Raw genomic sequence first — 12314 nt, 5'->3', positions numbered from 1 at the left:
GATGCAGTCGAACACCGCGTTCTCGACGTGCTTCACCATCGAGGTCAGCACCACGCCGGGCGCCGAGTCGTACTGGTCGGAATCCACGCCGATCGCGAGCTTCTTCAGCTCGCGTCCGGCCTCGAACACGCCGAGTCCGGTCGAGCCCGAGGCGTGATAGATGATGTCGGCGCCCTGGTGGTATTCGGCGAGAGCCAGCTCTTTACCCTTGGTGGGATCCTTGAACGCGGTGCCGGTGGTGCCCGCGTACTTCACGATCACCTTGTCGTCGGGGCGCACCGCCTTCACGCCGGCCTTGTATCCGGCCTCGAATTTCTTGATCAGCGGAATCTCCATGCCGCCGACGAACCCTAGCGTCGTCGACTTCGAGATCAGCGCCGCCAGCGCTCCTACCAGGAACGAGCCTTCTTCCTCCTTGAACTTGAGCGCCACCAGGTTGGGCGGCAGCGATTCGCCCTCCTTCACCGTGTAGTCCACGCACGCGAAATGGACTTTCGGAAATTCCTGCGCGAGCGCCTTGATGTCGTCGGAGAACAGGAATCCGACGCCGAACACCAGCTGTGATCCGCCGGCCGCGAGCTGGCGCATCTGCGATTCGCGATCGGCGCCCTCGCTGGTCTCGAGGGTCTGGTACTCGATGCCCAGCTCCTGGCGCGCGCGCTCGAGTCCCGCATAGGCCGCGTCGTTGAATGACTTGTCGCCGCGTCCGCCGAGGTCGAACACCAGGCCGACCTTGAATTTCGGCCCGGCGCCGGCGGCCGGCGAGCCATTCGAGGGCGATTCGGCTTTCTTAGCGCAGCCGGCGACGAGCGCGAGCGCCAGCACGATGCCGGCGACGCGAGGCACGGAGCGGAGCATGCGTTTCTCCCGGGGTTGGAAGCGGTCGGGCGCGGTCGCCCAGCTCGAAACAGCGACGGCAGCGCGCCTCGTAGAGATCGGCGCCGCCCACTACCACGCGGCCGCCGCGCTTGACCTTGCGATAGGTGCGGTTGGCCGGCGCGCCGCAGACCACGCAGATCGCCAGCGTCTTGGTAATGTACTCGGCGATCGCGAGCAGTTGAGGCATGGGCTCGAACGGGCGGCCGCGATAATCCTGGTCGAGCCCGGCCACGATCACGCGCTTGCCCGCTCGGGCAAGCCGCTCGCACACCGGCACCAGCTCGGGCCCCAGGAACTGGCCCTCGTCGATGCCGATCACCTGGGCCTCGTGCGCGTGCCGCAGCACGTCGCGGGCAGTGCGGATCGAGCGCGAGGGAATGCGCAGCTCGCTGTGCGAGACGATGGCGTCGCGGGCGTAGCGATCGTCGATCGCCGGTTTGAAGATCTCGACGCGCTGGCGCGCGATCTGGGCGCGCCGCAACCGCCGGATCAGCTCTTCGGTTTTTCCGCTGTACATGCTGCCGACGATCACTTCGATCGAGCCGGCGCCGGGAGCGAGGGGAGTGGGCTCAGCCATGGGCGAGCGACGCTACGGGAGCGTCGCGGCCAGTGTCAACGCTCGCGACGTTGACCCACTCGCGGACCCTGCATTACGCTGCGCAGCGCGCTCATCGCCGCGCTCGAGCGTTCCCCTCGCCCGCTGCATGACGCGCGCGAGTCTCGGCCGGTGTGGTGGCGCGAATCGCCATGCAGCTTACCCTCCGGCAGGCCACCGAATACCTCGACGTCGACGAAGGCACACTGCGTCGCTGGATCAAGCAGCGCGGGCTCCCGGTGCACGTCGTCAACGAGCGCATGCACCTGAACGCGATCGAGCTGTGGGAGTGGGCCACCGAGAACGGCGTTCCGGTTTCGAAGCGGTTGCTCGAGCAGGAGCGCAGGAGCCCCGAGGCGGTCCCGCCGCTGTCGGCGATGCTCGAGGCGGGCGGCGTCCACCACGATGTCGAGGGCCGCGATCGCTCCTCGGTGTTGCGCGAGATGGTTCGACGCCTGCCGCTGCCGCCGGAGGTGGACCGGGAGTTCTTGAGCGCGGTGATCGAGGCGCGCGAGGCGATGGGCTCGACCGGTATCGGCGACGGGATCGCGATCCCCCACGTGCGCAACCCGATCCTGCTCAAGGTCGCTGAGCCACGAGTCACGCTGTGCCTGCTCCGCCACCCGATCGAGTTCGAGGCGGTGGACGGTCGTCCGGTCCACGCGCTCTTCACCGTGATCAGCCCGACGGTGCCCGGGCACCTGCGGATCCTGGCCCAGCTCGGATTCCTTCTCCACGACGCGGAGCTGAAGTCGCTCCTCGAGGCGCGGGCTACCGCGCCCCGGATCCTCGCGCGGATCCGGGAGCTCGAGGCGGCCGCGCCGGCCGGCACCAGGTCCCGGCCTTGAGCCTGCTGATCGCCGCCCTGGCGTTGTGGGCTGGGGGTGCGGCGATCGGGCTCGCGTTTGCACGCTCACCGCGCGTGTCGGGCGCGATCGGCATCGGCTCCGCGGTGGCCGGGGGCCTGTTCGGCCTGGCGGCCGCGATTCGCGCCCTCGCGTCCGGTACGACCGCGAGACTGAATGCCGCGTGGCCGGTGCCGTTCGGCGCGCTCTCGCTCGCGCTCGATCCGCTGGCCGCGGCGTTCCTCGCCCCGGTGTGCCTGGTGGGCGGGCTGGCCGCGATCTACGGGGCGGCGTACCTCGCGCCGCACGCCGCGACCCACCCGCCGGGCCCGCGCTTCGCGGCGTACAACCTGCTGCTCGCCAGCATGGCGCTTGTGCTCGGATCCGCGAACGCGCTGTTGTTCCTCTTCGGCTGGGAGGGTATGACGCTGGCCTCCTGGGCCCTGGTCGTTTCCGAGCACGAGTCGCTCGTCGTGCGCCGCGCCGGGATGCTCTATCTGGTCGCCGCCCACGTTGCCACCGCGGCGCTTCTGCTCCTGTTCGTGGCGCTCCCGGGCACGACCCCATGGGCGATGGGGGGAGGTGCACGCGCGGCGGCGCCCGCGGGGATGCTGTTCGCGCTGGCGCTGGTCGGTTTCGGCACCAAGGCCGGCATCGTGCCGTTCCACATTTGGCTGCCCGACGCGCACTCCGCCGCTCCCGGCCACGTATCGGCGCTGATGTCGGGGGTGATGATCACGATGGGCTTCTACGGGCTCGCCCGATTCCTGCCGATCCTCGGGCCCGCGACCGCGGTGACGGCGGCGATCCTGATCGCGCTCGGCGCAGCGGGCGCGGTGGGCGCGATCGCGCACTCGCTGGTGCAGCGCGACGTGAAGCGCGTCCTCGCCTACTCCACGGTCGAGAACGCCGGCCTCGTCACGCTGGCGATCGGATGCGCCCGCCTGGCCGAGGCCTTGGGGCATCCGCAACTCGCCGCGCTTGCCTGGACCGCCGCGTTGTTCCACCTGTGGAATCACGCGATCTTCAAATCGCTCCTCTTCCTCGGCATCGGGGCCGCGGCGCAGGTGATCGGCACGCGCGATCTCGAGAGCTGGGGGGGCCTCGCGCGCCGGCTGCCGTTCGCGGGCGCCATGGTGTCGGCCGGCGGCGCGGGGCTGGCCGGCCTGCCGCCCTTCGGCGGCTTCGTCTCGGAATGGCTGATCGTGAGCACGCTCTTCACCGGCGCGATCGTTCTGCAGGGGTACGCGCGCGCGGGGCTGGTCCTGGCCATCGCCGTGGTGGCCCTTTCCGCGGCGCTCGCGCTGGCGGGTTCCGCACGATTGATCGGAATCGGCTGGCTCGGGCTGCCGCGCAGCGCGGCCGCGGCCTCGGTACCCGCGCTCCGCCGATCGATGACGCTGCCGATGCTGGTGCTGGCGGCGCTGAGCTTGCTCGCCGGTTGCTTCCCTGGACCCCTGGTGGGGGCGCTGTCCGGGGCCGTCGCCGGGCTCGCGCCGGCCGGCGGGGCCCGCCTGGTCGCCCGACTGGTCGGTCCGCTCTCGACGCTGGCTGGACTCACGCTCGTGATCGGCCTCGCGTTCGCGCTGGCGCGCCGGGCGCTCGCCGCCGGGCGGACGGCGCGCCGAACCGTGACCTGGGACTGCGGCTACTCGATGCCGGGGCCGAGCATGCAGTACTCCGGCTCCTCGCTCTCCGAGCCGCTCGCGCGCCAGCTCGCTCCGCTGCTGCGCACTCGCGTGCGCTGGAGCGGGATCGCGGGTCCGTGGCCCGCGTCGGCGTCCTGGAATTCGCAGACGCTCGACCGCGCCATGACCGACCTGTACCGGCCCCTGAACGCGCGAGTCTCGGGTTTGCTGGCCCGGTTGAGAGCGCTCCAGGAGCCGCACGTCACCACGCATCTCGGCTACATGGTCCTGGCGCTGCTGATCGTGCTGGCGTTGTTGTTCCTGCCGGTGCGGGTGGGACCGTGAGCGCCAGCTCGCTGGTGGCGCTCGCGCTGGTCCTCGGGATCGCGCCGGCGCTGCCGGGCGTCGCGGCCAGGACCGTTGCCGCGTTGACCGGCCGCCGCGGCGCGCCGCTGTTCCAGCCCTACCTCGATATCGCGCGGCTGCTCGGCAAGGGCTCGGTCACCAGCGCTACGACCACGTGGGTGTTTCGCGCGGCGCCGATCGCCATTCCCGCCACGGCGGTGGTCGCGGGCCTGCTGCTGCCGCTCGATGGCCGTCGCGCGCTGCTCGCCTTCCCGGGCGATCTGGTGGCGTTCGCGGCGCTGTTCGCGCTCGGCCGCTTCGCGCTCGTGCTGGGTGGCCTCGACACCGGCTCGAGCTTCGAGGGGATGGGCGCCAGCCGCGAGCTGGCGTTCGCGAGCCTGACCGAGCCCGCCCTGCTGCTCGGGCTCGCCGCCCTCGCGCTCACGACCGGCACGCCGTCGCTCACCGGAATGCTGGGCGCGCCGCTCGCGCAGGCCTGGGCGCAGTCGTCGGCGACGCTGGTGATGGTGGCGGTGAGCCTGTTCATCGTCCTGCTCGCCGAAGCCGGGCGCGTGCCGGTGGACGATCCGGCCACGCATCTCGAACTCACCATGATCCACGAAGTCATCGTGCTCGATCACGGCGGTCCCGACCTGGCGATGATGCTCTACGGGAGTGCGCTCAAGTTCGCGCTGTTCGGCGTGCTGGTGCTGGGCGCGCTGGTTCCGCGCTCGGGTTTGACGCCCGTGACCTCGATCGGCGTGCTGGCGGCCGGCCTGCTGGCGCTGGCGGTGGTGGTGGGCGTCGTGGAATCGCTCATGGCACGGCTGCGCCTGGCGCGGGTTCCGCAGTTGCTTCTGGCCGCCTCCGCGCTCTCGGTGCTCGGCGTGTTGCTCCGGGTGCGATAGCCGTGAGTCAGCCCGGTGAGGTCCTGCTGCTGATGGTGCTGCTCTCGTGCTTCGCGGTCCTGGGCACGGATCGGCTGAGCGCATGCATCCGGATCATGGCCGCGCAGGGCGTGCTGCTCGGGCTGCTGCCGATCTGGATCGCGCCCGGCATCTCGGCGCATATCGTCCTGATCGTGGCTGGCACCCTGGTCATCAAGGCAGTCGTGCTGCCGCGCGTGCTGCTGTGGGCGATCCGCGAATCGGCGGTGCGGCGGGAGCTGGAGCCGGTGATCGGATACGGCGCGTCGGTGCTGGTCGGGCTGGCCGCGACCGCGATCGCGTTCGCGCTCGCCACCCGTCTGCCCGCGATGCCCGATCCCACGCTGCCGCTGCTGGTCCCAGTCTCGCTGGCGGTGCTGATGATCGGTCTGATCGTGCTCACCACGCGGCGCAAAGCGCTGTCGCAGGTGATCGGCTACCTCATGCTCGAGAACGGCATCTTCCTGTACGGGCTCACGCTGGCCAACGGCATGCCGCTGCTCGTCGAGATGGGTGTGCTACTCGACGTCTTCGTCGGCGTCTTCATCATGGGACTGGTCGTGTTCCAGATCAGCCGCGAGCTCGAGACTCTCGACTCGCGACGATTCGCCGAGCCGCGGGACTGATGCGGCTCGGCGCGCTGGTGCTGGTGCCAATCCTGGGCGCGGTGGCGGCCTACTTCGACGCGCCGGCGCGCCGGTCGCGCTGGCTGGTGGGTGCCGCGCTGCTGCACCTGGCGATGGTCGCGTGGGCCTGGGGTTCACCGCCCGCGACCTCGGCGATCGGCTGGCTCAGGTTCGAGCCGCTCGGAGGCCTGGTGCTGACGCTGGTGAGCGTGGTGTTCGTGGCGGTGGCGTTCTACGCCGTGGGCTACCTTCGACGCGAGGATCCGCGCGGCGGGCGCGCGTTCGTGAGCGCGCTGCTCGCCTTTCTGGCGTCGGCCTCGATGGTCTCGCTCACCCACCACTTCGGGCTGCTGTGGGTGGGCATGGAAGCCACGACCCTCACCACCGCTCCCCTCATCTACGACCCGCGCGACCGGCATTCGCTCGACGCGGTATGGAAATATCTGCTGGTGTGCTCCGTCGGCATCGCGATCGCGCTGCTCGGCACGTTCTTCCTGGCCACCGCGCAGCTGGCAGCCACCCGCGGGGGCGGGGCGGCACTGGTGCTCGAGGATCTGGTGGCCGAGGCGCCGCGGTTCCATCCGGTATGGCTCCGCGCCGCGTTCGTGCTCCTGCTGGTCGGTTTCGGCACCAAGATGGGCCTGGCTCCGATGCACACCTGGCTGCCCGACGCGCACGGCGAGGCGCCCTCGCCGATTTCCGCGCTGCTTTCGGGAGCGCTCCTCAATCTCGCCTTCCTGGCGATCCTGCGCGCGTTGCAGGTCGTCAACGCCTCGGCGCACCCGGAATTCGCGCGCACGCTGTTGATCGGCTTCGGGCTGCTGTCGGTGGCGGTGGCTGCGGTGTTCCTGCTCGGACAGCTGAAATACAAGCGCATGCTGGCCTACTCGAGCGTCGAGCAGGTGGGGATCCTGGCGCTGGGGGCGGGGCTGTCGGGGACCGCGGCGTGGGGGGCGCTGTTCCTGATGTGGTGCGGGTCGCTGGCCAAGGCGGCGTTGTTCATGAGCACGGGGAGCATCTTCATCCGATACGGGTCGAAGCGGACCGCCGAGGTGAGCGGCGTGGGACGAGTGCTCCCGCTCACCGCCGTCCTGCTGGCGGTGGGACTGTTCGCAGTCTCCGGATCGCCGCCGTTCGGGACGTTCCTGGGCGAGATCGCGTTGCTCTCCGGAGCGATCCGGACCGGCCGGTTGGGGGTGGCGGTCGCCGTGCTGGCGCTCCAGGCGGCGATCTTCGCCTCGATGGCGGCCGCGATCTTCGGGATGGTGCTGGGCCGGCCGGCGGCCGAGGTGGTGAGCGAGCGCGGGCCCGAGGATCGTTGGCTCACCCTGCCGCCCCTGGTGCTGCTCGCGGGAGCGGCGCTGCTGGGGTCTTACCTGCCGCCCGCGCTGCGCGGCGCGTTCGACGCGGCCGCTCGGGCGATCGGAGGGGCCGCGCCGTGAGATTCGACCAGCTCGGGCTTCGCAACCGGCGCAGCGTGCCGTGGTCGGCGGTTCCGCTCGAGCCGATCGCATCGTTCCGCGAGACCGTCATTGCGGCGGTCGCCGACGGCTGGCGTCCGGCCGCGTTCTTCGGGATGCCCGAGACCGGATCGGAGACCCGCCTGGTCGCGATTCTCGCCCATGACGAGCGCGGCGAGCTCGGCGCCACCAGTGCGCGGGTCGCGGATGGGTTCCCGTCGCTGACGCCGGAATGCCCGCAGGTCCATCTCTTCGAGCGCGAGATCGCCGAGCAGTGCGGCGTGACGCCCGAGGGGCATCCCTGGCTCAAGCCGGTGCGCCGCCACCCGCCTGACCACATGGTGGCCGACCGCCGCGCGGCGCCCGCCGACCGCGAGGCCTATCCGTTCTTCCGCGCGCAGGGCGCCGAGCTGCACGAGGTGGCGGTCGGACCGGTTCACGCGGGAGTGATCGAGCCCGGGCACTTCCGCTTCCAGGCGCACGGCGAGGAGGTGCTGTTCCTCGAGATCGTGCTCGGGTATCAGCATCGCGGCGTGGAGCGCCTGCTCGAGTCTCGCGAGCGCACGGGCGCGCTGCTGGTCGCCGAATCGATCGCGGGGGACACCGTGATCGGGCACGCCGAGGCCTATTGCGGCGCGCTCGAGGCGCTGGCGCGCAGCCGCAAGTCGCCCCGCGGCCAGGCCATCCGGGGCTGCGCGCTCGAGCTGGAGCGGATTGCCAATCATCTCGGGGACCTTGGGGCGCTGGCCGGAGACGTCGCGTTCGCTCCGGGTGCCGCCATCTTCGGCCGATTGCGCGGCGAAGCGCTCAACCTGCTCATGACCCTGTCGGGGAACCGGTTCGGTCGCGGCCTGATCCGTCCCGGTGGCGTGGGCTTCGACGTACCTCCCGAAATGGCGGCCGAGGCGCGCGCGCGGCTCGGCGCGCTGCGCGCGGAATTCCTTCGGGCCGCCGACATGCTGTTCGACAACGGCTCCGTGCAGGGACGGTTCGAGGGCACCGGGATCCTGCCGCTCCGGAACTGCGTCGAGCTCGGGTGCGTGGGACCGGCGGCGCGCGCGTGCGGGATGGCGCGCGACGTTCGCCTCGACCATCCCTGGGGCCTCTTCCGATTCGCGCACATCCCGGTCGCGACCGCGCCGTCGGGCGACGTGGCGGCCCGCGCGATGGTGCGCCGCCTGGAGGTCGAGCGCTCGCTCGAGTTTCTGATCGAGCAGCTCGGCGCGCTGCCGAGGGGTGCGACGCGCGCCGAGGCGGAGACACTGCTGGTGCCGGACGAGCTGGCGGTGGCGATGGTGGAGGGCTGGCGCGGAGAGATCGTGCACGTCGCGGTGAGCGACTCGCGCGGCGGAGTCCGCCGCTGGAAGGTGAAGGACCCCTCGTTCCACAACTGGAGCGCGCTCGCGGTCGCGCTGCCCGGGAATGCGATCTCGGATTTTCCACTGTGCAACAAGAGTTTCAATCTGTCCTACGCGGGCCATGATCTCTAGACGTCACGGCGCGCGTCGCGCCCGGGAGCCCCGCCGATGCTGAAGATGATCCTCGCCAACCTGCTGCGCGGCCCGGCGACCACGGCATTTCCCCGGCGTCCCGCGGAATTTCCCGAGCGCTTCCGCGGTCGGCCGGAGCTGGACGCCTCACGGTGCGAGAACGGCCTCGCGCGATGCGGAGCGATGTCGCCCTCGCGGCTGGTCGTGCAGTCCTCCAAGGGCGCGAATCTCGACCTCGGCGGGTGTCTGTTCAGTCCCGAGGAGGCGTCCGCGTGTCCCCAGGGCGCGATCCGCTACACGCGCGACCCGCGCATGGCGGCCACGCGTCGCGAGGACCTGATCACGCCGGGGGGCGAGCCCGCCGCGGTGCGCGCGCTCCAGGGCGCGACGCGCCGGTTGTTCGGCCGTTCGCTCCGCCTGCGCTCGGTGGTGGCGGGCAGCTGCGGCGGGTGCGAGGCCGAACTGGTGGCGCTCGGCAACGTGGTCTTCGACCTGCAGCGCTTCGGAGTCCAGTTCGTCGCCTCCCCCCGTCACGCCGACGGCGTCGTGATCACCGGGGCGGTCAACGCCAACATGGAGCTCGCGCTGCGCAAGAGCATCGACGCCGTTCCGGATCCGCGGCTGGTGATCGCGGTCGGGGCCTGCGCGATTTCGGGTGGTCCGTTCGCCGGGAGTCCGGAAGTTGGCAAGGGTGTGCCGGCGGATCTGCCGGTGGACCTGTGGGTGCCGGGGTGCCCGCCTCACCCGATCACGCTGCTCGACGGACTGCTCCGGCTGCTGGGGCGGCTCGAGAACGGCTCGCGGGATCGCGCCTAGAAGAAGCCTAGAGGGCCGGCACGCGGGGCGTCACGTCGGTTCCTCGCTCGCGCAGCAATTCGCGGATCATGCCCTTCATCACCGCGATCGCCACCTGGTTGTGCCCGCCCTCGGGAATGATCACGTCGGCGTGGCGCTTCGACGGCTCGACGAACTGCAGATGCATGGGCCGCACGCTCTCCTCGTACTGGCGGATGATGCTGTCCACCGAGCGGCCGCGCTCCACCAGGTCGCGCCGCAGGCGGCGGATGAAGCGCACGTCGGGGTCGGCGTCGATGTAAAGCTTGATGTCCATGAGCGCGAGCAGCTCGGCGTCGGTGAAGATCAGGATGCCCTCGAGCACGATCACGTCGTGCTCGCCGACGTTCCGGGTCTCCGCGAGCCGCCGATGCTCGTTATAGTCGTAGACGGGCTGGGCGATCGAGCGCCCGGCCAGCAGCTCGCGGACATGACGGCGCAGCAGATCCTGGTCGAACGCGTCGGGATGATCGAAGTTGCGCGCGTCGCGATCGCGCAGTGGGATGTCTTCGAGGTTCCGGTAGTAGGAGTCCTGATCGATGATGACCACGCGATCGGAGCCCAGCTCGCGGACGATGGTGCGCGCGACCAGGGTCTTTCCGGATCCCGAGCCGCCGGCAATGCCGATCAGAATGCGCCGTCCGGTCAACACACGGCGACCGTAGCACCCGCTCGAAACACGGGTCAAAGCCCGCAGCGAGGAGGATCGAGATGACGAGCCCACGCCTGAAGCTGTCGGATTCGGAAATCGCCTCGGCGTTGAAAACCATTCCCGGTTGGAGCGTGGAAGGCGGAAAGCTCCACCGCCGCTACCAGTTCGCGGACTTCATCGAAGCGTGGGGCTTCATGTCTTCCGCCGCGCTCGTCGCGCAGCAGATGGACCACCATCCCGAGTGGTCGAACGTGTACCACACCGTGACGGTGGACCTCGTGACGCACGACCTCAAGGGAATCAGTACGCGCGACGTCGAGCTGGCGACGAGAATGGAGGCGCTGGCGAGTCGCTAGCGGTCCTCGGCCTACTTGGCGGGAGTCAGCACGAGCTCCACGCGGTGGTTGCGATTGAGCAGCCAGTCGAGCCAGTAGTCGTACGCGTGGCCGTAGGTCATGAACCGGCGCCGGTACTCCGACCAGAACGGTTCACCTCCCCATAGCTCTCGCACCCCCTGGTTCAGCGCGACGGTGGCAAGCACCGATGGATCCCGAGCCGCTCGCCCGAGAATTTCGGGCGGCATCGAGCCGCCCAGCAGCCACGAGGTCGCGCGAATCACCGCGGCATCGGCGTCGGGCGGAATGATCATCGCGGCGAGATTGCGGGCCGCGGTGTCGACCCGATTCTCGAGACCGGCGTCGCTTCCGCCGCCGCTGCTGGTGTCGGGCGGGGGATAGAACCGCACCATCTCGGGATCGTCGAACAGCGAGAACTGGAACCGTGAAGTGAGTGGTGCGGTGGGCGACCCCCATTCCTTCGGCAGCGAGGTCGCGAACATCAAGGTGGCGAAGTAGAACGATGGCTGGAGCGTGTCATCGAGCGCCGGCGCGAGGACGCCCACCACGCCGGCAGGCTGCTGCAACCCCTTGCGCGGAATCGTGCGGCTCGCCGGGGAGAGCTTCGCGACCGGCGGATCGGCGACTTTCGCACCGGCCGGAATGCCGCCGAACTCGTTCTGGATGAGCGAGTGCAGATTGATGCCGGAGAGATTGCCAGCCAGGCTGAGCACCGCGCGCGCCGGAGTGAAGGTGCGGGCCAGTTCCGCCTGGAGCTGGGCGGGTCTCACCCTCGCGAGGGCGCGCAGGCCGGCGTCGGCGTCGTCCGGGTTCCAGGAGCCGCGCGCGAGGTCGCGCACCGCTCCGTACAGCTCGACGTTGCTGGTCGGCCGGCGCCGCGCGTCGAGATCGGATCGCAGCGAGGCGATGGCACGTGTGAGCGAAGCGTCCGAAACCGTCACCCCCCTCAGGCGCGTCGCGAACTGATGGAGCGCGCCAGGAAACTGGAGGAGGGTCGCGATCTCGGTGAGCTGGGTGGCGCGTGGGCTGCAGGCCGCCGCCCAGCCCGCTGGCCGGATGGTCGCCATCTCGGCTCGAGTCCGCTCGGGGATGTCGCCGGCCGCGCCGGTGAACTCCAGCTCGGCGAGCAAGGCGGCGTGTCCGGTCTGTCCGGGCGGATCGGCGTCGCTACCGGTCGGCCAGACCAGCGTCATCGCGACGTGATGAGTGGTGGAGATGTGGTGCACGACCACCTTGAGGCCGTTGTCCAGCCGCCAGACGTCCTGGACCGTGCTGTCGGGAAGGATCGAGACCGCGGCGCCCACTGGCGCGGCCGCGAGCAGCGGCGCGAATAGGGCGGCGATCCAGGTTCCTGCGAGTCGCAGAGTCACTCGAGCTCCCATGTCCCAGGTCATGCTCCGAAGATTGGTGATGGTGCAGGACGTGCAGGGGCTGACCCTGCATGTCGCCAGCGGGTCGCTTCTCGCCCCCATTCTGCCCCAACCCATCCTGTTGCCACCACCGCACTAGCGGGATCGGCTGGCGCTGGGTCCGCTCCGCATCCGCCTCTGGCGGGGGTGGGATCCTCCGGCTAGACTCCACACCCCATGCCCTCTCCCGACGAATCGAAAGTGCGCCAGCTGGTGCGCGAGGCGGTAGATCGTGCGTTGGGCGCCGAATCTTCGAGCGCGGTGGTCGC

The 12314-nt window shown here is 70.3% G+C and carries 12 protein-coding genes; 8 read left to right on the top strand and 4 right to left on the bottom strand.

What is annotated here, in order from left to right; genetic code table 11:
* Positions 1 to 858, bottom strand: an 858-nt coding sequence (locus tag VMJ70_06030; protein HTO90672.1) for a BMP family ABC transporter substrate-binding protein, incomplete at its 3' end; no start/stop codon positions are given.
* Entirely contained in the window at positions 791 to 1456 is a 666-nt protein-coding gene (locus VMJ70_06025; protein ID HTO90671.1) for a thymidine kinase, read from the bottom strand. The genes VMJ70_06030 and VMJ70_06025, both read right to left, overlap by 68 nt.
* Before the next feature lie 170 nt (positions 1457 to 1626).
* On the opposite strand from VMJ70_06025, the gene VMJ70_06020 reads away from it, so the two are divergent.
* From VMJ70_06020 to VMJ70_05990, 7 genes are read left to right on the top strand one after another with little or no spacing between them, the layout of a single operon-like run.
* Positions 1627 to 2322 carry a PTS sugar transporter subunit IIA gene (locus tag VMJ70_06020; protein ID HTO90670.1) on the top strand — a complete coding sequence of 232 codons (696 nt, stop codon included), beginning with the start codon at positions 1627 to 1629 and terminating at the stop codon, positions 2320 to 2322.
* On the top strand, positions 2319 to 4292 hold the full coding sequence (locus tag VMJ70_06015; GenBank protein ID HTO90669.1) for a proton-conducting transporter membrane subunit: 1974 nt from the start codon (positions 2319 to 2321) through the stop codon (positions 4290 to 4292). The genes VMJ70_06020 and VMJ70_06015 overlap by 4 nt, the downstream gene beginning before the upstream one ends.
* Positions 4289 to 5200 carry an NADH-quinone oxidoreductase subunit H gene (locus VMJ70_06010; protein HTO90668.1) on the top strand — a complete coding sequence of 304 codons (912 nt, stop codon included), beginning with the start codon at positions 4289 to 4291 and terminating at the stop codon, positions 5198 to 5200. Before VMJ70_06015 ends, VMJ70_06010 begins: the two co-directional genes overlap by 4 nt.
* A 2-nt stretch (positions 5201 to 5202) precedes the next feature.
* Positions 5203 to 5844, top strand: a complete 642-nt coding sequence (locus VMJ70_06005) for a hypothetical protein (GenBank protein HTO90667.1) — start codon at positions 5203 to 5205, stop codon at positions 5842 to 5844.
* Positions 5844 to 7286 (top strand): proton-conducting transporter membrane subunit, encoded by a 1443-nt coding sequence (locus VMJ70_06000; protein ID HTO90666.1) that lies wholly within the window; start codon positions 5844 to 5846, stop codon positions 7284 to 7286. Before VMJ70_06005 ends, VMJ70_06000 begins: the two co-directional genes overlap by 1 nt.
* Positions 7283 to 8794, top strand: a complete 1512-nt coding sequence (locus VMJ70_05995; protein ID HTO90665.1) for an NADH-quinone oxidoreductase subunit C — start codon at positions 7283 to 7285, stop codon at positions 8792 to 8794. Before VMJ70_06000 ends, VMJ70_05995 begins: the two co-directional genes overlap by 4 nt.
* 36 nt (positions 8795 to 8830) lie before the next feature.
* Complete coding sequence (locus VMJ70_05990; GenBank protein HTO90664.1) at positions 8831 to 9610, top strand: hypothetical protein; 780 nt, start codon at positions 8831 to 8833, stop codon at positions 9608 to 9610.
* Positions 9611 to 9617: 7 nt separating this feature from the next.
* On the opposite strand, the gene udk is transcribed toward VMJ70_05990, so the two are convergent.
* Positions 9618 to 10280, bottom strand: a complete 663-nt coding sequence (udk, locus tag VMJ70_05985) for a uridine kinase (protein ID HTO90663.1) — start codon at positions 10278 to 10280, stop codon at positions 9618 to 9620.
* Positions 10281 to 10339: 59 nt separating this feature from the next.
* On the opposite strand from udk, the gene VMJ70_05980 reads away from it, so the two are divergent.
* The gene (locus VMJ70_05980) at positions 10340 to 10636 is read left to right on the top strand and encodes a 4a-hydroxytetrahydrobiopterin dehydratase (GenBank protein HTO90662.1); all 297 of its coding nucleotides are present in this window, start codon (positions 10340 to 10342) and stop codon (positions 10634 to 10636) included.
* Positions 10637 to 10647: 11 nt separating this feature from the next.
* On the opposite strand, the gene VMJ70_05975 is transcribed toward VMJ70_05980, so the two are convergent.
* Positions 10648 to 12006: an insulinase family protein gene (locus VMJ70_05975; protein HTO90661.1), complete on the bottom strand. Its 1359-nt coding sequence runs from the start codon at positions 12004 to 12006 to the stop codon at positions 10648 to 10650.
* Positions 12007 to 12314 lie beyond the last annotated feature (308 nt).

Origin of the sequence: Candidatus Sulfotelmatobacter sp. (assembly GCA_035498555.1) — a bacterium.
GTDB lineage: Bacteria > Eisenbacteria > RBG-16-71-46 > RBG-16-71-46 > RBG-16-71-46 > DATKAB01.
Note: the sequence above shows the minus strand (reverse complement) of the source record. Positions and strands in the feature narration are given on the sequence as shown.